The organism is Oceanisphaera psychrotolerans (assembly GCF_001870485.1).
In the GTDB taxonomy this organism is placed as follows: Bacteria; Pseudomonadota; Gammaproteobacteria; order Enterobacterales; family Aeromonadaceae; genus Oceanimonas; species Oceanimonas psychrotolerans.
On the sequence record NZ_MDKE01000068.1, the window covers coordinates 87,020 to 107,940 of the forward strand.

Genomic DNA, 20,921 nt, shown 5'->3' on the forward strand with positions numbered 1-20,921 from the left:
GGAGAATCATCGATGACTGAATTGTTGCCGGCGCGATTGTTTGCGCCACTGGCATTAACCGCCATTGCGGCGCTGGGCCTGCTGCTGTGGGTATTGAAAAACGGCGATCTGTGTCCCGGTCAGCGGCGGCGCATCGGCGATGGTTTGCTGTCGGCATGGGCGGTATTTGGTCTGGCGTTGATGCTGGGAGTGGAAGCCGCCGTACCGGCGCCCCTGCTGTGGCTGGGCGCAGTGGCGCTGGCGACCGGTCTGGGCTCCGTATTGTATCAGGCCCGGCTGCAGGGCAAGCGCAGTCTGCCGTTAAGCTGGCACATACCGGCACTGGTCCTGGCGCTGGGCTGCGGCCTCTGGATCGTCATCATGATGGGGCCGGCGGCACTGCTGGCGGCCGGTGCCGGTGGCTGTGTCTTTGCTCATTTGATCATGGTGCGCGCCAAACATCGTCTGCAGGCCTTCAATACCCTGCTGCCGCTGGCGGGTATCGTCTTTGCCATGGGATGGTTGCTGTGGTTGCTGCTGCAGACCCTGATGGTACAGGACAACCTGGCCCGGCCGGACATGGGTCTCCTGATTGTGCCCTTCGTGCAGATGAGTGCGGCCGTGCTGGTGGGATCCATCATCTGGTTGCTGCCCCTGTTGCGAAAAGAACAGACGAAACCACCAGTCATTTCGGTTGCCGCCTTGTTAATCCTGGGTGCTCTGACCATAGGGCAGGGCATTCTCTGGCAATTTCCGGTTAACATTAGTTAAACAGAGAAAATTTGCGGTAAATCACAAATTTTTCTCGTTGTACTTGCCTATTGGCCCAACCTAGAATCCGCGCCTCAAAATCCGGAGGCGCCATGTACTTAATCCCCCTTTATACGCACTTGACCTTGCTTACCCTGGGTAACGCCTTTTTGGTGACCCTGGTGGCCGTCTATTTGAATGGTCAGGGGGCGCCGGCGGCGCAGATTGGTCTGGTGGGCTCGGCGTTTTATCTGGGCATGCTGGGCGCGAGTTTTTTCGCCGATAAACTGATCGAGCGGCTGGGCCACGTGCGCTCCCTGGTCTTGTGTTGTCTGACGCTGACGCTGGCTGCCATGGCACTGACCTGGACCAGCCTGTTACCGGTCTGGCTGTTGCTGCGGGTACTGGCAGGCATGGCGGCGGCCGTCAGTTTTGTGGCGGTAGAAAGCTGGGTACTGGGCGTGGCACCGCTGCATCGTCGTTCCAGTGCCATGGCGCGTTACATGCTTATCTATTACTTCAGCTACGGTATCAGTCAGCTGTTTATCGACTGGATCCCGACTGCCGGATTAAGTGGTTTCTGGCTGGCTTCCGGCCTCTGTGCCCTGGCGACCTTCCCTCTGCTGTGGGCCAGACGGCCGGACTTGAGTGCCGAGGCTGGCGCCAATGCCAACAGCGGCAAGCCACCGCGTGCCGACCGGGCCCTGGGGCTGGCCGGTTGTCTGGTGGCGGGCATGCTGCTCGGTGCCCTCTATGCACTGATGCCCATTCAGCTGCAACAGCTGGCGTTGGGAGATGAAATCGGTCTTTACATGGCCTGGTTGATCCTCTGTGGCATGGCGTTTCAGCTGCCTAACGGTACCCTGGCCGACAAGTTCGGCAAGCGCACCATGATGGTGGTGCAAACCATGATGATTGGCGCCGGTTGTCTGCTGCTGTGGGAGTTCGATGGCAAGGGCGCATGATCATGGCGTTTGCACTGCTGGGGGCGGGCGGCTTTACCCTTTATCCCACCACCATGTCCTATGCCTGCGGCAAGATGCACGGTCGAGCCCTGGTGAGAATGACCCAGAAGCTGATGTTCAGCTACAGTATCGGTTCGCTCACCGGCCCTATGGTCGCGGGCATGATGCTGGAAAAGTTCCATACCGGTCTGTTCCTGTTTGTTATCCTGCTGGTGGCCGGCTGGGCGCTGTGGCTGTTGCTGATGCGCCTGCTGACCGACAAGCCGGTGGGCACCACCATTTAAGCTTGTAGGTGTGTTTTCTTTGTTACGGCAACGGCCGGCCCTTGGGCCGGCCGTTGTGGTTTCTGGCCTCCGTCGATGTACCGGAACCATCAAGCTCCGAGCTTATTTCTGCCTTTATACCCATCGCATTAAATATTCGATCTTTTTGACGGTCATGCCCATCTCGGACAAAGGGTCTACTCCGCCGACTCGCCGTAAATCCATCCTTGGAGGCTCAGCCGCACCATCCGTGGTGCGGATGGTCGGCTGAGCAGATCCCTTTGCCCTCCTTGATGCTGCAGAGTCACCTGCTGGCACTGCCTGCTGGCCACTCGGAGCTCAGGATGAGGCAACAGAGACGACCTCCCGCGACCGTGAAATGCCACGGATGGCATTTCCGAGCCCTCAGGGATGAGTTTATGGCGTGTCGTGGGAGGTGGCTGTGTTGCCTCTGAGTTCGGACTTGAGAAAGATCAGATCTTTATTCAGATTGGTATTATAAGGGGTACACTGGCATTGACCTCATCCAGATCAGCCGGCTTCGACCGGCAGATGTTGCAACAAAGGTCATAACACGCGGGTCTATACTCTCAGCGGTAATAACAATAAGACATGACTGTATCTTTGTTCCATAGGGGGTTCATGATGAAAGGTAGAACATTGTCGGCGGTTGCCATGGTCGCCGTACTCGGCCTGGCGGGCTGTGCCAACCCGGATGTGTATTCCGGGGACGTATACAGCAGCAGTGCGGCCAAGCAGGCGCAAACGGTCACCTACGGTACCGTGGTGTCGGTACGACCGGTGACCATTCAGGCTGGAGATGAAAACCCGACCTGGTCGGTACCGTCGGTGGTGGTGTGGTCGGCGGTATGCTGGGTCACCAGGTCGGCGGCGGCTCGGGTCGTTCACTGGCCACGGCGGCGGCGGCCATTGCCGGTGCCATGGTCGGCTCGCGGGCCGAAGACAAGATCAATCAGGTGAGCGCGGTCGAGCTGGAAGTCCGTACCGACCGGGGGGACAGCCTGATTGTGGTCCAGAAAGCCGATCGCAACTGGCAGGCGGGTCAGCGAGTCCGGCTGGTGGGCTCGGGCAGCACCATGAGCGTGGCCCCCTACTAAGCCAAATGGCAGGTTAAACAGCAGAAAGTAAAAAGGCGCCCGTTGAGGCGCCTTTTTACTTTTCAGGAAATATTATTATTTATTAGTGTTTTACAGTCCTGTCTTCCCGGGCTCAGTTACATTTGTGCCAAGGAAGGTGCAGAAACGGCGACCAGGGCCGCACAGACTGTAAAAATGACAGTTATAACTAATTCTTTCATCTTTACCTTCCTCAACGATGGGCTGTAGTCATAATATAAGACTATGCTGTCGTCTTTTCAAACTGTATTTTGTGTTTTGTTTGCTTAAATGGGATGGTGGCTGTTGTAGGCTTTATTTTTGTAACTTTGTTTTGTTTTCAATGCCCTGGATGCAACGGTGGCTGGCTTTTCGGTTTCATGTTTTATTATATAAATTTCTTTTAAATCAGTGCTTTGTGTCTTTTATTTTCGTTTTGTTTCCGTCTGGTGACTGTCGGGCCTGTATCTCTGGAGTGTAGATCATTGTCACGTTTTTAACGAAAGGTGAGCCATCCCAGACACCGGTGAGCGGATGTCATGATGTTAAAAACACCACCAATGCAGGAAGATAGTACCGAAAATGCCGTGACAGTCATTGTTGTCGTGAGGGTGACAATGCGAAGGCAACAAGAGCCGGTTTCCGGCCTCGGCCGTCGGTACGCCATCCTGGCTCCCTTCGCGGTTCATTTCTGCTAGACTGCGCGCCAGTTTTCAATCGAGCGAATGGGGTTGGGTTTGACGCAGTCCGTTGAACAGTGGCAGGCAAAGCTGAAAGAATGCAGGGGCGCGCAGCGCGGGCGTTTTCGTCGTCGGTTGCAGGGGCTGGCAAAGCTGTCCCAGACCAAACAGGAAAAGGTGCTGGCCAATATCGCCGCCGAGATGACCGCCTCGAGCGCCGAGCGCCGCCGTCGGCAGGCATTGCTGGAACACCCCATTCATTACCCGCCGCAACTGCCGGTCAGCGAAAAGCGCGACACCATCAAGGCGGCCATTCGCGATCATCAGGTGGTGATCATCGCCGGTGAAACCGGCTCCGGCAAAACCACCCAGATCCCCAAGATGTGTCTGGAGCTGGGCCTGGGAATAGACGGCACCATCGGCCATACCCAGCCCCGGCGACTGGCGGCGCGCAGCGTGGCCACCCGACTGGCGCAGGAGCTGGAATGCGAGCTGGGCCAGCGGGTCGGCTACAAGGTGCGCTTCAACGATCAGGTCAGCGAAGGCACCCAGGTCAAGCTGATGACCGACGGCATACTGCTGGCCGAAATTCAGCAAGACCGCATGTTGCGCCAGTACGACACCATCATCATCGATGAAGCCCATGAGCGCAGTCTGAATATCGACTTCATCATGGGCTATCTGAAGCAGCTGCTGCCGAAACGACCCGATCTCAAGGTGATCATCACCTCGGCGACCATCGACCCCGAGCGGTTCTCTCGCCACTTCAACGAGGCGCCCATTATTTCGGTGTCGGGCCGCACCTACCCGGTGGAGCTGCGCTACCGGCCGCTGGTGGACGACAATCGCGAACGGGATCAACTGCAGGGTATTTTCGATGCGGTGACCGAGCTTACCAACGAAGGCCCGGGCGACATTCTGATCTTCATGAACGGCGAGCGGGAGATCCGCGACACCGCCGATGCGCTCAACAAGCTCGAACTGCGCCATACCGAGATAGTGCCGCTGTATTCCCGGCTGTCCAACGCCGAACAGAACCGCATTTTCGAGTCCCACAGCGGCCGACGCATCGTGCTGGCCACCAACGTGGCGGAAACCTCGCTCACGGTGCCCGGCATTCGCTATGTGATCGATCCCGGTACCGCGCGGATCAGCCGTTACTCCTACCGTACCAAGGTACAACGGCTGCCGATTGAGCCGGTGTCTCAGGCCAGCGCCAACCAGCGCATGGGTCGTTGCGGCCGGGTAGAGGCGGGGATCTGCATTCGCCTGTACGGTGAAGACGACTTTCTGAGCCGGCCGGAATTTACCGACCCCGAAATTTTGCGCACCAACCTGGCCTCGGTCATCCTGCAGATGTTGTCTCTGGGACTGGGCGACATTTCCGCCTTTCCCTTCGTGGAAGCGCCGGACCGCAAGAACATCAGCGACGGCATTCGGCTGCTGGAAGAGCTGGGCGCCGTGACCGGCGATCAGGGCAGCCTGGCGCTGACGCCGCTGGGGGGCGATCTGGCCCGTTTGCCGGTCGACCCCAGGCTGGCGCGAATGGTGCTGGCGGCGCGCCAGCACGGCTGCGTGACCGAAGTCATGGTGATCACCGCCGCGCTCAGCATTCAGGATCCCCGCGAGCGCCCGCTGGACAAACAGCAGGCTGCCGCCGAGATGCACCGCCGCTTTGCCGACAAGGACTCGGACTTTGTCGCCTACATCAACCTGTGGAACCACCTGAAAGAGCAGCAGAAGGCGCTCAGCGGCAACCAGTTCCGCAAGCAGTGCATCAAGGAATTCCTGAACTACCTGCGGGTGCGCGAGTGGCAGGACATCTACAGCCAGCTAAGACTGGTGGTGCGCGAGCTGGGCTTTCCGCTCAACAGCGAGCCCGCCGACTACAACAGCCTGCACCAGGCCTTGCTGACCGGCATGCTCAGTCAGGTGGGTATGCGTGACGGTGACAAGAAAGAGATTGTCGGCGCCCGCAACGCCCGTTTCGTGCTGGTGCCGGGTTCCAGTCTTGCCAAAAAGCCGCCCCGCTGGCTGATGGTGGCCGAACTGACCGAAACCCATCGTCTCTACGGCCGCACCGCCGCCCGGCTGGAGCTGGACTGGCTGGAAGACGCAGGCGCCCACCTGCTCAAGTCCAGTTACAGCGAACCCTACTGGTCGAAAAAGCAGGGCGCGGTCATGGGCTACCTGAGCCAGAGCCTGTTCGGGTTGCCGGTGGTGGTGCGTCGCCGGGTCAACTACGGCCAGGTCGACCCCAAACTGTGTCGGGAGCTGTTTATTCGCCAGGCGCTGGTGGAAGGGGAGTTGCATACTCGGCACGAGTTCTTCCACCACAACCGGGCCTTGCTGGAGCAGGCCGAAGCCCTGGAGCACAAGTCGCGCCGTCGGGATCTGGTGATTGACGACGATACCCTGTTCCGCTTTTACGACGAGCGGTTGCCCGCCGACATTGTGTCGATTCGCCATTTCGACAACTGGTGGAAGCTGGCGCGCAAGGACAACCCCGAGCTGCTGCACTTTACCGAAGAGATGCTGCTCAACGAGCGGGCCGACAAGGTGACCACCCGGGATTATCCCGATGCCTGGCAGCACGATGGCCTGAACCTGGCGCTGGACTATCAGTTCGAGCCGGGACAGGACGACGACGGGGTCACCGTGCGTATACCGCTGCCGCTGCTGAATCAGGTCGAGCCCGCGCCGTTCCGCTGGCAGGTACCGGGTCTGCGCCGGGAATTGGTGATCGGGCTTATCAAGTCGCTGCCCAAACCGATGCGCAAGCACTTCGTGCCCGCGCCCAACTTCGCCGAGGCGTTGCTGGCGGCCATGAGCCCGCTGGAAGGGGAACTGCTCGATCAGATGGAGAAGCACCTGCGCCGGATGACCGGGGTGACGGTGCCGCGGGAAGATTGGGACTGGCAGGCGCTGCCGGCGCATCTGATCATGCGTTTCTGCGTGCTGGATGCAGATGGTAAGGTACTGGCTGCGGGCCGGGATCTGGAGGCGATCAAGCTGTCATTGCAGGGCCAGGTGCAGACGGCCCTGACCCAGGCGGTGGACGATGATCGCTTTGAGCAGGAAGGACTGCTGGCCTTTCCCGAGCGTACCATACCGCAAACCTATGCCGCCAAACGGGCCGGCTTCGAGGTCAAGGCCTATCCGGCGCTCAGTGATCAGGGCGACAGCGTGGCGCTGACGCTGTGCGAAGACGACATCAGCCAGGCCCGGACCATGTGGGATGGCCAGAGTCGTCTGTTGCTGCTGCAACTGCCGTCCCCCATCAAATACCTGCATGAAAAGCTGCCGAACAAGGCCAAACTGGGCTTGTATTTCAACCCCTACGGCAAGGTGCTGGATCTGGTTGATGACTGCATTCGTGCCGGGGTGCACCAGCTGATGCGCCAGCACGGTGCGCCGGCCTGGACGCCGGAGGCCTTTGCCGAGCTGAAAGACAAGGTCGCCGGAGAGCTGAACCAGGCCGTGGCCGCCATCGCGTTGCAGGTGGAAGAGGTGCTGAGCCGGGCCCATGGCGTGAAGAAGCGGCTCAAGGGCAAGATCGATCTGGCCTTGGCGATGGCGATGTCGGATATTCAGGCCCAGCTGGACGGCTTGATTTTCCGTGGCTTCGTGACCGATGCCGGCGCCGAACGACTGGGCGATCTCGGTCGCTATCTGGAGGCCTTGTCGCGCCGGCTGGACAAGCTGGCCATCGACCCGCACCGGGACCGTGCGCATCTGCTGAAAATCCAGCAGGTGCAGCAGGCCTATCAGGCACTGTTGAAAAAGCAACCCAGAGGCAAACCGCTGGCGCCGGAGGTGGCGGAGATCCGCTGGATGATTGAGGAATTGCGGGTGTCGTACTTCGCCCAGACGCTGGGTACTCCGTACCCCATCTCCGACAAGCGCATTGTGCAGCAGATCAATAGCCTGTGAGGGGGAAGGGGTGGACGGCCTTAACGCCTCAGGGTCTTTGCTTTACCTTGTCGCTGCAGCCGGCGCATGTTACTATCCGCGCGCTTTTTACAGGCGAATGCCGGTCGCAGCGTTCGCCACTAACCTTTAAGAGAGAAAATTATGTCATTCGTATTTGAAGCTCAAGTTCGTTCAGACCTGGGGAAAGGTGCGAGCCGCCGCCTGCGTCATGAAGACAAGATCCCTGCCATCGTTTACGGTGCAGGCCAGGAGCCGGTAGCTATTGCTCTGGACCACAAAAAAGCCATCATCGCTCAGGCGGATGACGCTTTCTACAGCGAAGTGCTGACGCTGGTTATCGACGGTCAGGAAGTTAAAGTGAAGCTGCAAGACGTTCAGCGTCATCCCTTCAAGCCCAAGCTGACCCACCTGGATTTCGTTCGCGCCTAATCGCGAATCGAATTCCGAAAAAACCGCCGCAAGGCGGTTTTTTTGTGCCTGCGGCTTACAGCAGCAGGCTCCGATCGATGGCGATAAAGTCGCTGGCGGCATCCATCAGTGCCTTGGCGGTGAGGCTGGGCGCGCCGTATACCTGCACCCGCTTGTGGTAATGCTGGCGCAGCTTGTCGGCGAGAAGGGCGAAGTCACCGTCGCCGGACACCAGCACCAGGGTGTCGGCCACGGCCGCCGACTCCAGCATGTCGATGGTAATGCCCACATCCCAGTCGCCCTTGGCCGAGCCGTCTGCCCGCTGAATGAAGGGTTTGAGTTTCACCTCGAAGCCGATGGCGCGCAAAATGTTCTGAAACTGGCGCTGCTTTTCATCGCCCCGGTCGATGGCATAGGCGAAGGCGGCCACCACCTCGCGGCCATTCGCCACCCTGGCCCAGAAGGCGTTGTAGTCGAAATTGCCTCCCAGCGCCTGCCGGCAGGTGTAATACACATTCTGTACATCCACAAAGATCGCGACTTTTTCCGGCATCATGGGTTCGGCTCTGCTCGGGTTTGCTTCCATCAGGCGCCTAGGGTAGCAGGATCCGGCCCCGGCGGTCCGGCTTTGTTTCCCGGCGGTAGTGAGCCAGATGCTTTCTGGTTATAATGCGGCCACTTTTTACTTTTCTTTCAGGTTGTTATGAAGTTGATCGACATCGATAAAGGCCGTTATCGTCGCCATCTGAATCGTGTGCTTATTGGCTGCGCCCTGGTGCTGGCGGCGGGCAGTCTGCTGGTTTCGCAAACCCTGATTGCCCTGTTTCCGGATCCGGACGGCAGCCACTTTCACTGGAACGCGCTGGGTGTACTGGTGACGGCGGCCGCCATCGGGTTAGGTCTGAGCAAATATCGCCATCATGACTACCTGACCGAGGTGCTCTATGTGTGGGAGCTGAAGCAGTCGCTGAACAAGATCACCCGCAAGATGCGCAAGCTGGAAGCCGCGGCCAAAGAAGGTGACGCCGGTGCGCTATTAGCCTTGCAATACAGTTATGCCGGCTCACGGCAATTGTGGAAGCTGGATGACAATACCATCATCATGGATGAACTGAACAGCAGACAGGCACAGCTTGACAAGTTGGTTGCCCAGTATGACCTGACGCTGAATATTGATGATTATGACGAAAAAATCCTGAAGCGGTTTTAAACGGGCTCGAGTACAATGCCGTCCATTTCAGCGGCGCCAACGCATAGATGGCGATAGCCTCTGTCCTTTCAAGCAGTAAGGATGACGACATGTCAGACAAGTTTTTTTTCAAGGGGCGCCAGGATGCGCGCCAGAGTCACATCAGTTACGGTTATCAGACCCAGGCCAGCCATAAACCCGGCAGCAGGAAGCATCCGCTGACGCTGGTGGTGACCAGCGAGGCCCGCAAGCAGGAAGTCGAAGCCCTGGTGGCCGAGGCCCGACTGTACGCCGAGGTGACCATCGACAGTACTGAAGGTGCGGTCGAGTCCATCGTCGAGCTGACCACGCTGCTCAACAAGGGGCAAACCGTCAGGCAGGACAAGACGCCCGAGCGCAACGATCCCTGCAGCTGTGGCAGCGGCAATAAATACAAGAAGTGCTGTGGTTAAGGCATAGTCATCGGCGCGATTGCTCGGACCCTGTGGTATCAGGAAGCAAAGAGGCGGACGAGTTGTCCGCCTCTTTTTTATTCGTTGTCATGGGGGTGGCAAGGTAATAATGATGCCAGTGGTGACGAGGACGGTTGTATCACAGGAAACACCCGGTCATATATCCAGTTGAACGCCAGGGTGTAGGTCATTACCAGAAAGATCGATATCAGATCGACCATCAGGGCCTGGATAAAGGTCACATCAACCACCAGACAATCAGCGGCAGCGAGGTGGCGATCAGAGTTATTTCCAGCCCGGCGGCATGGATCAGCCGACCGGACAGTTTCCGTTCGGTGGGGATTCTGCCACGTCTGACATCGTACCGATCAAACAGATAATTGAAAAACGGGTTGATCAACATCGCCTTGATACTGATCACAACCGACAGCATGCCCACGTCGACAATATCCCGATTGAGTAACAGTGACATCATCGGTGCCAGCATCGCCAGCAGTAATATTTCGAACATCAGGGTATGGCGCAGGCGGTCCTGCGGGGTCCGGGTAATAATTGGCTGAGTCATGGTGGCTCCTTGCGATGCCGGATCGGCAAATGATGTTGGGAAGATGGGGCTATTCTAAGCTCTATTCAGATAGAAAAAAGTTAGATACTATCTGAAAACAAGATAGGTTGATGAGAAGAGTGATGGCCGGTATCGATCCGTTAGAAGCCTTCGTCATTGCTGCCGAAACGGGGTCTTTCTCTGCCGCCGCACGGCGTCTGGGTAAGGCGCAATCGGCGGTGAGCACGGCGATCAGTAATCTGGAGCTGGACAGCAATGTTGTCCTGTTTGATCGTACCCACCGTAATCCGGTATTAACCCACAGTGGGAAGGCGTTATTGGAATATGCCCGCACCGTATTGCACAGCCAGCATGAATTCAGGGTGCATGCGCAGGCGCTGGGGCAAAGTAATGAGGTCGAGCTTTGCCTGGCGGTAGAGCAGAGTATTTCCAGTCAACCGTTGCTGGATATTCTGCATCGGTTTGAACAGCGCTTCCCCCATATTCAGCTGGAGTTGCTGGATCCGGGGGGCAGTGATGTCGCCGAGCTGATCCGGACCAACCGGGCCGATGTGGGGTTGATGCTGGAACGGGAGGCCTATCCCCAGGGCTTCGGGTTTCGCGGTATTGGCTATTCAGAGCTGGTGGCGGTGTGTGGTCATGATCATCCGATGGTGGATAAGCAGCCGGTTAGCCATGCCACCTTTCGCGCCCACCGGCAGCTGGTGTTGCGCAGTCTGGATCTGAATGATCGAAGCCATGAACGGCTCATGTTCAGTCCCAGTGTGTGGTTTTCAGAAAGCCCGCATCTCATTATGGATCTGCTTTGCAGTGGTCTGGGCTGGGCTTTTCTGCACCGTAATGTGGTGCAGGAAAAGTTGACCAGCGGTGAGTTATTGGTGCTGCAACGGGACTATCAGACAGTGGCATCGTTGCAGGGGATCGATGTTGTTTGGACGGAAAGTCGCTCTTTGGGCACCGCGGGCAGTTGGTTGCTGGAAGAACTGTCGCAGTTGGATCTCACCGTCCAGCCGGGGTGATATGCTTTAACCCGAGCGTTGACGATCAGCCCCGCCGTCATCATTGGCTGGTATACCTCCGCTGAGCCGAAATCGCTTTGGCCGCGTTAGTCAGGGCGCCAATCCATTACTGACGACGCCTTTCTATTGGTGCTGAAACCGATAGCCTTGCCACAGACAGCCCTGCAACTGGCAGTGAGTTCCGGCAGTGATGAAAAAGCGAGTCATAAAGATGAAACAAGCCATTACCGGCTATCACCGGGATGAACACAACGATTGGGTGGCAGAATTACACTGCGGTCATTTCCAGCACGTGCGCCACCAGCCGCCTTTTATCAACCGGCTTTGGGTCACGACCCTCTCCGGTCGGGAAGCCATGCTCGGGCATGAGCTGAGCTGTAAAAAGTGTGAACGGGGCGAGCCGGAAGATACGACAGTGTGAACCTCAATCTATTGATTTTATTGATGGGAGTTTGATATGAGCGAGATACAGATGAATGAAAAACAGGAAGTGACGGTTGTCGATATCAAAATGCCATTCATGTCCATGGTGATGTTTATGGTCAAATTTGCCATCGCGTCCATACCGGCATTCCTCATCCTGACGGTGGTCTTCATGATTCTGGGAATGGTATTCGGCGGTATCATGCATGGCCTGGGATTGGGCTCGGGCATGATGGGCTATTAATAGCGCCATGAAGGGAAATGCTGTGATTTCGTTGTTTGTAAAATGTCTGCCGGGCTGGATTAAATTGGATCCTGTCGTGGCCTGAGTCCGGGGTCAGGCTCGGGAGGGAGCGCTCGGGGAAGAGCCTTGTACCGGCTACACTGACTGCAGCGGTGGCGGCTATGATCACCGCGAGTGGCGAATCCGGGCATGAAAGGGAGAGTTCGATGACAGACCGCAACCACTGGCAGGTGATCCGGGCGGAGGACTTTCACTGTCCGCTTCCGCCGACGGTCACCCGTTTTCAGCACGCCTGGCGGCGGGTGCTACGTATCCTGAGGCTGCGAGATCAGGAAACGGCGGAGCAGGATGCAGACACCGAACTGCCCGACTATCAGGCGTTTGAACGTCAGCCGGCGGTCAGCGCCCTGAATGAGCATTTTTCCGGCTGGATTGAGGGTGCCGAACCGGGCGTCTGTTTTCTGCTGGACCCGCCGTTCAGTGGCAGCGCCGCCATCGCGCGCGACTGGTGCTGGCAACAGGGCCGGGCCATGTTGACCCCGCCGGACACGGCACAGGTGCTGGCGGTCGCGGTGGAGGAGTGGTGGCAACAGCAACAGCCGCGGGGGGTTCCCTGGCTGATTGACGATCTTGCCCGTTACCTGTTGCGTAGTGCCGATGGCCTGCGCTTTATCCGGGCGCTGTTGCCCCGGTTGCTGCACGGGGATTTTGGTCAGGGCCTGGTGGTGTGCGACAGCTGGACCTTTGCCTTCTTAGGGCGCGCCTGGCCGCTTGGATTGCCTCGGGTCTACTGTTTTGCACCGGCCGGACCGGCCTTGCTGCGCCAGGTCGGCATTACGGGATCGGACCGGCAGCTGGGCCAGCTGGCCGGTCAGGCCCGTGGCAACGTGGGGCTGGCGTTGGCGCTGTGGGCATGCCGGGTGAACGAAGACAAGCCGCTGCCGGAACTGCCGCTGGAGGCGGACGACGGTACCGCGTTTATCCTGTATTCTCTGCTGTTGCATCGAGGTCTGAGCGGAGCCGCGATGCAACGGGTGTTGCCGGTGATGGCACCCGATCAGCTTAATGTACAGCTGTTGCGGTTGGAACAGTTCTGCATTGTCGAGCGGGATCAGGAACTCTGGCGGCTCAGTGTTTATGGTTACCCGGCAGTGCGCGACTTTCTTGGTGGCCGGGATTATCTGCTGGACGATTTTTAACAGGCGGTAGAAATGGATACAGAGCAGGTTGTCAGGTTATTCAGAGAGGTGACCACCCGGACCCTGATGGAAGCCCTAGCGGTGGTACTGGTGGCGATACTGCTGGTGTGGTTGAGTCAGAAACTGTTGCCCTGGCTGGCGGATCGGTTGCACAGCCGGCAGCGCTTGTTGGTGTTGGCGCTGGTACCCACCATTCGTATTTTGGTGATAGTGGCCGCGTTGTTGTGGATAGTGCCGTTGTTTGTCGAACTGACGGTGCAGAACACCCTGGCCATTATGGGCGCGGCGGGTCTGGCCATCGGCTTTGCGCTCAAGGATTATGTCAGCAGCCTGTTGGCGGGAGTGGTCGCGGCCTACGAGCTGCCTTACCGGCCCGGCGACTGGATAGAGGTGGACGGTTGCTACGGTGAGGTCAGGCACGTCGGCATGCGGGCGATAGAGATCGTGACCCCGGATGATACGGTGGTGTTTATTCCCCACCAGAAGCTGTGGGCCGGGCTTATCCATAACGCCAACAACGGTGGCGCCAGTCTGATGTGTGTGGTGAGCTTTTATCTGGATCCGGATCACGACGCCCACGAAGTGCGCCGGGTACTGCAGGATGTGGCGCTGTCCAGCCCCTATCTCAAGCTGAATCTGCCGGTCGTGGTGGTGCTGGAAGAGCAACCCTGGGGCACCCATTATCGCATCAAGGCCTATCCCATGGATCCCCGCCAGCAGTTTCAGTTCATGTCCGATTTGACCGCCCGGGGCAAAGGCGCCTTGCGCAGGATGCAGGTGCGCTTTGCCCGTATGTCGCCGGAGCAGGCGATGGACCCGGGCATGGAGTGATGATCAAAAAAGCCCGGGGCCCCGCGTTAACGGAGCCCCGGGCCGGTTAGGCTGATGTCAGATTAACGGCCGGCTCAGGTATTGAGTCTGGTCGCCGCTTCCTCCTCTTCCAGATTGAGACGAATTTCTTCGTACTCGGCCTGTTGCGCCAGTACCGAGCCGTCCGGCGCCTCGGAGGTGGCTCCGTGTTCCCAGGGCGAGTTTTTGGGCAACTCCTCGATGTGAATGGTGCTCAGCGAATAATCAGGCTGATAGTGCAGATCGTACTTGGCCGCCTTGATGGTGGAGATCATCATCATGGTCATGATGATGATCAGCGGCGCACCGGCAAAAATCGACGCGGTCTGCAGGGTCGAGAGGCCGCCGAGAAACATCAGCACCGCCGGCATGAAGCACAGGGTAAAGGCCCAGAACAGCCGGTTCCAGCGATGGGGTTCATCGTCCACTTCCCGCTGGACGACCGACGCCAGAATGTAGGAGATGGAGTCGAAGGTGGTGGCGGTAAAAATCACGGCCAGCAGGGTGAACAGGGCAATCACCAGCTTGGTCATCGGCAGGGTGTTGAGCACCGCAAAAATGGCGGCGGTGGGGCTCTGGGTATTAAGCACGTTCACCACATCCAGCTCTCCGGACAGTTGCAGGAACAGGCCATAGTTGCCGAGCACCATGAAGAAGGCCGAACAGCCCAGTGAGCCGAAGAAGATGGAGCCCACCACCATCTGGCGAATGGTACGCCCCTTGGAGATCTTGGCGATAAACAAGCCCACCGTCGGGGCAAACACCAGCCACCATGCCCAGTAAAAAATGGTCCAGTCACCGGGGAAGTTGGTTTCCTTGAAGCCATGTTCTCCGAAGCGGCCGAAGGACTCGGTCCAGGTCATCATGGTCAGCATCTGGGTCAGTGAGCGGCCCAGGCTTTCGAGTCCGGTGTTCAGGATAAAGGAGGTGGGGCCGGCCAGCAGCACCAGCGCCACGAATCCGATGGCCAGATAAAAATTGATGTTGGAGAAAAACTGAATGCCGCCTTTCAGGCCGCGAAAGGCGCTGTAGGCAAACAGGGCGGTGGTGGCCAGCAAGACCCCAACCTGGCTCCAGATGTTGATGGGCAGTCCCACCAGTTCGTGCAGACCTTCGGTGACCATGGGCGAAGCCAGCCCCAGGGTGGTGGCACCGCCGCCCAGCATGCCGAAGATAAAGAAGATATCGACCAGCTTGCCCCAGTTGCTCATGGCAAATTTCTCGCCGAACAGCGGCATCAGGCTGTGGCTGACCTTAAGGCGCGGCGAATGGCGCACATGGGCGAAATAGGCGATGGGAATGGCGGGGATCAGGTAGATGGACCAGGCCACGGGGCCCCAGTGGAACATGCCGTAGGTGGAAGCCCAGCGAATGGCCTCGGCCGAACCGGGCTCCAGACCGAAGGGAGGACCCTGATAATAATAAGCCCATTCGATGATGCCCCAATACAGGATGCTGGCGCCGATGCCGCCGCAAAACATCATCGCCGCCCAGGAGGCGGTGTTGAACTCCATGTCGTCTTCCGGCTTGCCCAGCTTGATATTGCCGATATCCGAAAACGAAATGTAAATGACAAAGAGCACTGCCATTACGCCCAGTGCCAGATAGAAAACCCCGAAGGTGTCGGTCATGAAGACCTTGGCCCGGGCGACCCAGTCTGCGCCCTGCTCGGGAAACAGTATCAGCGGCAGGGTGACACCCACCACGATAAACAGCACGGAAAAAAAGGTAAAACGGTCGATACGGGTGTCTGGCGCATGTTGCGGTGTACGCGAAGAGAGCCTCATATCAGCATCAAAGGTTCCCATATGAGTAGTTTGGGAGGCGGAAGGTGGCACAAAAATATCCTTGTTTTGTTGAGAATATGCAGGATTCTACCGGTCTGCCGGGTGATGGCAACCAAGAGACTCGGCAGAGTATTATTGTCGATCCGAATGATGAGGCCGCACGGCAATATGGCGTGATGCGGGGCGTCGAACCACGGCGTCGAAAGGGAGGGGTCCCAAATGAGGGATTTGGCATTATCATGGGTGCGGTGCGGGATCATAACAAGGAATTCGAATGCAGAAGAATGATGCGCTGACGCCGGGGCTGATGGTGGTGCACGGTAACCACCTGGAAGCGCTCCGCGAGCTGGCAGTGGCCTGGATGCGGCGTAACCCGCTGGCACCGCTGGAAAACGAGGTGATACTGGTGCAGAGCAACGGTATCGCCCAGTGGTTGAAGCTGGCCCTGGCCGAGCATCGCAGCGGGGGCATTGCCGCGGCCATGCAGGTGGACCTGCCGGCGCGTTTTCTGTGGCAAACCTACCGCGCCGTGCTCGGCAGTCACAGCATTCCGCTACAGTCGCCCCTCGACAAGGCACCGCTGACCTGGCGGCTGATGCGGCTGTTGCCGGCGCTGCTGGCCGACGAACGCTTCGCGCCGCTGCGTCGTTTTCTGCAGGATGACGACGACTGCCGCAAGCGTTATCAGCTGGCCGAGCGGCTGGCAGACCTGTTCGATCAGTATCAGGTTTATCGGGCCGACTGGCTGGCGGAGTGGGCCGCAGGGCGGGATCGGATCATCAGCGGCCGGCGGGGCCCGGTGCCGCTGGATGAAGCGGTGCTGTGGCAGCCGGCGCTGTGGCGGGCCTTGCTGGAAGACGTGGGCCACGAACAGCTGGCCGGCAGCCGGGCCGGGGTGCACCCGCGCTTTGTGGCGCACCTGCGCGAATGCGAGCAGGTCCCGGCTGGCCTGCCGCGCCGGGTGATCGTGTTCGGTATTTCCTCGCTGCCGGCCCAGACCCTGGAGGCGCTGGCGGCGCTGGCGCGCTTCACCCAGGTGCTGCTGTGCGTGCACAATCCCTGTCAGCATCATTGGGGCGATATAGTGCCGGATCAGGACTTGCTCAGGCACCGCTACCGCCGCCATGCCCGCAAGCCGGGACAGCCTCTCGAGCTGACCGACAACGACCTGCATCAGCATGCCCACCCGCTGCTGGCCGCCTGGGGCAAGCAGGGGCGGGACTACATCAATCTGCTCGACAGCGTCGATGATCCCGACCATTACAAGGCCAGGTTCGATGCCATCGGCAGTCGTATCGACCTGTTCGGCGAGGGTGACGTCAACCACCTGCTGGGTCAGCTGCAGGATGACATGCTCAACCTGCGGCCCCTGAGCGAAACCCGCGAGCAGTGGCCGCCACTGACGGAAGACACCGCGTCCATCCGCTTTCATGTGGCCCACAGCGCCCAGCGCGAGGTGGAGATACTGCACGATCAGCTGCTCGACTATTTCAGCGCCGACCCCGGTCTGCGCCCGCGCGACATCATCGTCATGGTGCCGGACGTCAACGTCTACGCCCCTCACATCCAGGCGGTGTTCGGCCAGTACGGCCGCGAAGATGACCGCTATATTCCCTTTACCCTGGCGGATCAGGGCAGCCGGGGCACCGAACCCTTGCTGATCGCCCTCGAACAGCTGTTGCGGCTGCCGGACAACCGCCAGACCGTGAGCGAAATCCTGGATCTGCTGGAAGTGCCGGCCCTGCGCGATCGCTTCGGCATTAACGAACAGGACGTGCCCACCCTGCACCGCTGGATTGAAGGCGCCGGGGTGCGCTGGGGGCTGGATGCCCGGCGCCGCGCCGCCCTGGGGTTGCCGGCGGAACTCGAACAGAACACCTGGCGTTTTGGACTGCGGCGCATGCTGCTCGGTTACGCGGTGGGGTCGGGGGATGCCTGTCAGGGCATAGAGCCTTTTGATGAAATCGGCGGCCTGGATGCGGCTCTTATCGGCCCTCTGGTCAGGCTGCTGGATACCCTGGATGCCCTGCACCGGCAGTTGTCTCAGCCGCACCTGCCCGCAGAGTGGGGGCAGCTGCTGCACGGGCTGCTGGCGTCGTGTTTTCTGCCTGCCAACGACCGGGACAGAACCCTGCTGTCGGGGCTGACCGAGGCGCTGGAACACTGGCAGGAGCTGTGCACCGGGGTGAATCTCGACGAGCCCTTGCCGCTCAACGTGGTGCGCGAAGCCTGGCTGGGGGCGCTGGATCAGGGCTCGCTCAGCCAGCGTTTTCTGGCCGGGGCGGTCAACTTCTGTACCCTGATGCCGATGCGGGCCATCCCCTTTCGTCTAGTCTGCCTGCTGGGCATGAACGACGGTGATTATCCCCGCAGCGTGACCCCGCTCGACTTCGATCTGATGGCGGGGGATTACCGCCCCGGCGACCGCTCCCGGCGGGAAGACGACCGCTATCTGTTGCTGGAAGCTCTGCTGTCGGCTCGCGAGCGGCTGTACATCAGCTGGGTGGGGCGCAGCATTCGCGACAACAGCGAGCGGCCACCCTCGGTGCTGGTCGGCCAGCTGCGGGATCACCTGGCCGGTGGCTGGACCATGGATGACGGTCGCGAGCTGCTGGCGGCCATCACCACGGAGCACCCGCTTCAGCCCTTCAGCAAGGCCTATTTCGGCGATGAAGGCCCCCTGTTCAGCTACGCCCGGGAATGGGCCGGACTGCATCGCAGCCAGATGCCACGGCACGAGGCCGCCCTGCCGCCGCTGGAGTTCGACGAGGCCCAGCCGCTGGAGCGGCTGCAGCATTTTCTGCGCGATCCGGTGGGGCATTTCTTCACCCAGCGGCTCAAGGTGTATCTGGATGAGGAAACCCCACCCCAGCTGGATGAAGAGCCCTTCGGCCTCGATGGTCTGCAGCTTTATCAGCTGAAACGGCAACTGCTGGAGCAGGCCAGTCAGTCCACCGAGGACCCCGAGCTGGCGCTGGTACAGGAGGCGGGTCGGCTCGAAGGCCAGGGCCTGCTGCCACTGGCCGGCTTCGGCGTGCGGCAGCGGGAGCAGCTGCTGGCGCCCTTGCCCGATCAGTTGCGGCGTTATCAGGCGTTGTGCCGGCAGTGGCCGATGCCGCTGGAGTCGCCGTTGCCACTGCGTTTTTCGCATGGCGGGATAGCACTGGAAGGCTGGCTGGGTGGCTTGCATCGGGCCGGCGAACGGCTGGCGCGCATCGAGCTGCAACCGGGCACCCTGATGAACAAGAAAACGTTCAAGTGGCATCGGCTGCTGCGGCCCTTCGTCACCCAGGTGGCGGCGGCCGCCGTCGGCATCGAGCTGACCACCCTGCTGGTGGGAGAAGACGAAACCCTGTTGTTCCTGCCGTTGCCCCAGAGTCATGCCGAGCGCATTCTGCAAGGCTGGCTGGAAGCCTGGCGACTCGGGCTGGAGGCACCGCTGCCGGTGGCGTTGAACACCGCCATGGTCTGGCTTGAACAGCAGGACGAGGAAAAGGCCCGTAAAGCCTACGAAGGCGACGATTATCAATTTGCCGGGGAGTGCCGGCAAAATGCTGCCTTGTCTCGCCAGTACCCGACCTTTGCGGCGCTCAACGCCAGCGGCGACTTCGCTGACTGGAGCGCGCGGCTCTATCAGCCCCTGCTGGAGCATCAACCCGAATTGCTGGAGACAGATCAATGAGCGCACTTTCATCCCGCCCGCTGGCGCTGCGGTTTGTGCTGCACGGCAGCCGACTGATCGAGGCCAGCGCCGGCACCGGCAAGACCTTTACCATTTCGGCGCTCTATCTGCGGCTGGTACTGGGCCATGGCGGTGACGCCGGCTTCGAGCGCGAGCTGCTGCCGCCGGAGATCCTGGTGGTGACCTTTACCGACGCCGCCACCCGCGAGCTGCGCGACCGCATTCGCGCCCGGCTGGTAGAGGCGGCGCTGGTGTTTCGCGGCGAAGTAGGGGGCGACGAGCTGCTGGTGCAGCTCAGGGCCGACTTCGATCCCGAACAGTGGCCGGCCTGTGCCCGACGGCTGGACATCGCCGCCCAGTGGATGGACGAGGCGGCGGTGTCCACCATTCACGGCTGGTGCCAGCGCATGCTGCGTGAGCATGCCTTCGACAGCGGCAGCCTCTTTACCCAGACCCTGCAGACCGATCATGGCGAGCTGCTGGCGCTGGTGGTGCGTGACTACTGGCGCCAGCAGTGTTATCCGTTGGCGGGCGAGACACTGGACTGGGTGATCAGCCACTGGAAGACGCCGGACACCCTGCTCGGTGAACTTCGCCCCCTGTTGCAGGAGGCGGGCGAGGCGAGCGGCCCCTTGTCCGCTTTGCTTGATGCGCAACTGCAGGCAAGAGCGCATGCCTGGATCGAACTCAAGGCGCCCTGGTTGAACTGGGCCGACGAGCTGGAAAGCATGCTGATGGCGGCGGTAACTGCTAAGCAGGTGGACGGTCGCAAGCTGCAGGCGCGCTATATCAGCGCCTGGTGTGACAAGCTGCGAGACTGGGCCGGCGGTGACGAGACGACGCTGGATATTGGCACCGGCTTTATCCGGCTGACTCCCGATGGATTGTCCGAAGCCTGGAAAGCCGGCGAACCGCCGGCGCATCCGGCGCTGGAAGCAATGGTGACGCTTCCGGTACAGATCGATACTCTGTCCACGCCGCTGGAGGCCGCCCGCCGCCATGCGGCCGCCTGGGTGAGCCGGCGGTTCGACGAAGAAAAGCGTCGCCGGGCCGAGATGGGCTTCGACGACATGCTGTCCCGGCTGGACGATGCCCTGCAGGGGGAGAACGGCGATCGGCTGGCCGAGGTGATCCGCGGCCAGTTTCCGGTGGCACTGATCGACGAATTTCAGGACACGGATCCGCTGCAGTACCGCATTTTCGACCGCATCTACCGTCTGGCCGAAAACCACGGCAGCAGCGGCCTGTTTCTGATCGGCGATCCCAAGCAGGCGATTTACGCCTTCCGCGGCGCCGATATCCACACCTATCTCGGCGCACGGCAGGCCACCCGCGGCCGGCACGACAGCCTGGACACCAATTTTCGTTCGGCGACCGCATGGTGAGCGCCGTCAACCGGATCTTCGAACTGGCCGAACA

At 60.0% G+C, this 20,921-nt stretch carries 19 protein-coding genes and 1 pseudogene; 16 read left to right on the top strand and 4 right to left on the bottom strand.

Annotated features, from left to right (window positions below; genetic code table 11):
• The first annotated feature begins 12 nt into the window (after positions 1-12).
• The 6 genes and pseudogenes from BFR47_RS16130 to rplY all read left to right on the top strand — a co-directional run bounded on the left by BFR47_RS16130 (position 13) and on the right by rplY (position 8,114).
• Positions 13-750, top strand: a complete 738-nt coding sequence (locus BFR47_RS16130; RefSeq protein WP_071474011.1) for a hypothetical protein — start codon at positions 13-15, stop codon at positions 748-750.
• 92 nt (positions 751-842) lie between these two features.
• Positions 843-1,694 (top strand): MFS transporter, encoded by an 852-nt coding sequence (locus tag BFR47_RS16135; RefSeq protein WP_071474012.1) that lies wholly within the window; start codon positions 843-845, stop codon positions 1,692-1,694.
• Between the two features lie 2 nt (positions 1,695-1,696).
• A complete protein-coding gene (locus BFR47_RS16140; protein ID WP_139215214.1) occupies positions 1,697-1,978 on the top strand; it encodes a hypothetical protein in 282 nt (93 codons plus the stop codon).
• 621 nt (positions 1,979-2,599) lie between these two features.
• Positions 2,600-3,075 (top strand): annotated as a pseudogene (locus BFR47_RS16145) (outer membrane lipoprotein).
• A 734-nt stretch (positions 3,076-3,809) separates the two neighbouring features.
• Positions 3,810-7,685 carry an ATP-dependent RNA helicase HrpA gene (gene hrpA / locus BFR47_RS16150; protein WP_071474014.1) on the top strand — a complete coding sequence of 1,292 codons (3,876 nt, stop codon included), beginning with the start codon at positions 3,810-3,812 and terminating at the stop codon, positions 7,683-7,685.
• 141 nt (positions 7,686-7,826) lie between these two features.
• Entirely contained in the window at positions 7,827-8,114 is a 288-nt protein-coding gene (gene rplY, locus BFR47_RS16155; RefSeq protein ID WP_071474015.1) for a 50S ribosomal protein L25, read from the top strand.
• 55 nt (positions 8,115-8,169) lie between these two features.
• Here rplY and BFR47_RS16160 read toward each other — a convergent pair whose 3' ends face one another.
• Positions 8,170-8,649: a LabA-like NYN domain-containing protein gene (locus BFR47_RS16160; RefSeq protein ID WP_071474016.1), complete on the bottom strand. Its 480-nt coding sequence runs from the start codon at positions 8,647-8,649 to the stop codon at positions 8,170-8,172.
• A 147-nt stretch (positions 8,650-8,796) separates the two neighbouring features.
• Between BFR47_RS16160 and BFR47_RS16165 the strand changes: the two genes are divergently transcribed.
• Entirely contained in the window at positions 8,797-9,303 is a 507-nt protein-coding gene (locus tag BFR47_RS16165; protein ID WP_071474017.1) for a DUF3087 domain-containing protein, read from the top strand.
• 89 nt (positions 9,304-9,392) lie between these two features.
• Positions 9,393-9,734 carry a PBPRA1643 family SWIM/SEC-C metal-binding motif protein gene (locus BFR47_RS16170; protein ID WP_071474018.1) on the top strand — a complete coding sequence of 114 codons (342 nt, stop codon included), beginning with the start codon at positions 9,393-9,395 and terminating at the stop codon, positions 9,732-9,734.
• A 77-nt stretch (positions 9,735-9,811) separates the two neighbouring features.
• Here the strand turns inward: BFR47_RS16170 and BFR47_RS19485 are convergent, their stop codons facing one another.
• On the bottom strand, positions 9,812-9,955 hold the full coding sequence (locus BFR47_RS19485; RefSeq protein ID WP_425434026.1) for a PACE efflux transporter: 144 nt from the start codon (positions 9,953-9,955) through the stop codon (positions 9,812-9,814).
• Between the two features lie 17 nt (positions 9,956-9,972).
• Positions 9,973-10,299, bottom strand: coding sequence for a chlorhexidine efflux transporter (locus BFR47_RS16175; protein ID WP_071474019.1), 327 nt, complete (start codon positions 10,297-10,299; stop codon positions 9,973-9,975).
• A 110-nt stretch (positions 10,300-10,409) separates the two neighbouring features.
• On the opposite strand from BFR47_RS16175, the gene BFR47_RS16180 reads away from it, so the two are divergent.
• The 5 genes from BFR47_RS16180 to BFR47_RS16200 all read left to right on the top strand — a co-directional run bounded on the left by BFR47_RS16180 (position 10,410) and on the right by BFR47_RS16200 (position 14,015).
• Positions 10,410-11,318 carry a LysR family transcriptional regulator gene (locus BFR47_RS16180; protein ID WP_083399192.1) on the top strand — a complete coding sequence of 303 codons (909 nt, stop codon included), beginning with the start codon at positions 10,410-10,412 and terminating at the stop codon, positions 11,316-11,318.
• A gap of 211 nt (positions 11,319-11,529) precedes the next feature.
• Positions 11,530-11,739 (top strand): DUF3565 domain-containing protein, encoded by a 210-nt coding sequence (locus BFR47_RS16185; RefSeq protein ID WP_071474039.1) that lies wholly within the window; start codon positions 11,530-11,532, stop codon positions 11,737-11,739.
• Positions 11,740-11,775: 36 nt separating this feature from the next.
• On the top strand, positions 11,776-11,985 hold the full coding sequence (locus BFR47_RS16190; protein WP_071474021.1) for a hypothetical protein: 210 nt from the start codon (positions 11,776-11,778) through the stop codon (positions 11,983-11,985).
• A 206-nt stretch (positions 11,986-12,191) separates the two neighbouring features.
• Complete coding sequence (locus BFR47_RS16195) at positions 12,192-13,184, top strand: hypothetical protein (RefSeq protein ID WP_071474022.1); 993 nt, start codon at positions 12,192-12,194, stop codon at positions 13,182-13,184.
• A gap of 12 nt (positions 13,185-13,196) precedes the next feature.
• Positions 13,197-14,015, top strand: a complete 819-nt coding sequence (locus tag BFR47_RS16200; protein ID WP_071474023.1) for a mechanosensitive ion channel family protein — start codon at positions 13,197-13,199, stop codon at positions 14,013-14,015.
• 74 nt (positions 14,016-14,089) lie between these two features.
• Here the strand turns inward: BFR47_RS16200 and BFR47_RS16205 are convergent, their stop codons facing one another.
• The gene (locus BFR47_RS16205) at positions 14,090-15,820 is read right to left on the bottom strand and encodes a BCCT family transporter (protein WP_071474024.1); all 1,731 of its coding nucleotides are present in this window, start codon (positions 15,818-15,820) and stop codon (positions 14,090-14,092) included.
• 44 nt (positions 15,821-15,864) lie between these two features.
• Here BFR47_RS16205 and BFR47_RS17880 point away from each other — a divergent pair, with 44 nt between their 5' ends.
• From BFR47_RS17880 to BFR47_RS18870, 3 genes are read left to right on the top strand one after another with little or no spacing between them, the layout of a single operon-like run.
• A complete protein-coding gene (locus BFR47_RS17880; protein ID WP_139215216.1) occupies positions 15,865-16,116 on the top strand; it encodes a hypothetical protein in 252 nt (83 codons plus the stop codon).
• Complete coding sequence (gene recC, locus BFR47_RS16210; RefSeq protein ID WP_071474025.1) at positions 16,095-19,502, top strand: exodeoxyribonuclease V subunit gamma; 3,408 nt, start codon at positions 16,095-16,097, stop codon at positions 19,500-19,502. Before BFR47_RS17880 ends, recC begins: the two co-directional genes overlap by 22 nt.
• Positions 19,499-20,887, top strand: coding sequence for a UvrD-helicase domain-containing protein (locus tag BFR47_RS18870; RefSeq protein WP_245748968.1), 1,389 nt, complete (start codon positions 19,499-19,501; stop codon positions 20,885-20,887). The genes recC and BFR47_RS18870 overlap by 4 nt, the downstream gene beginning before the upstream one ends.
• Positions 20,888-20,921 lie beyond the last annotated feature (34 nt).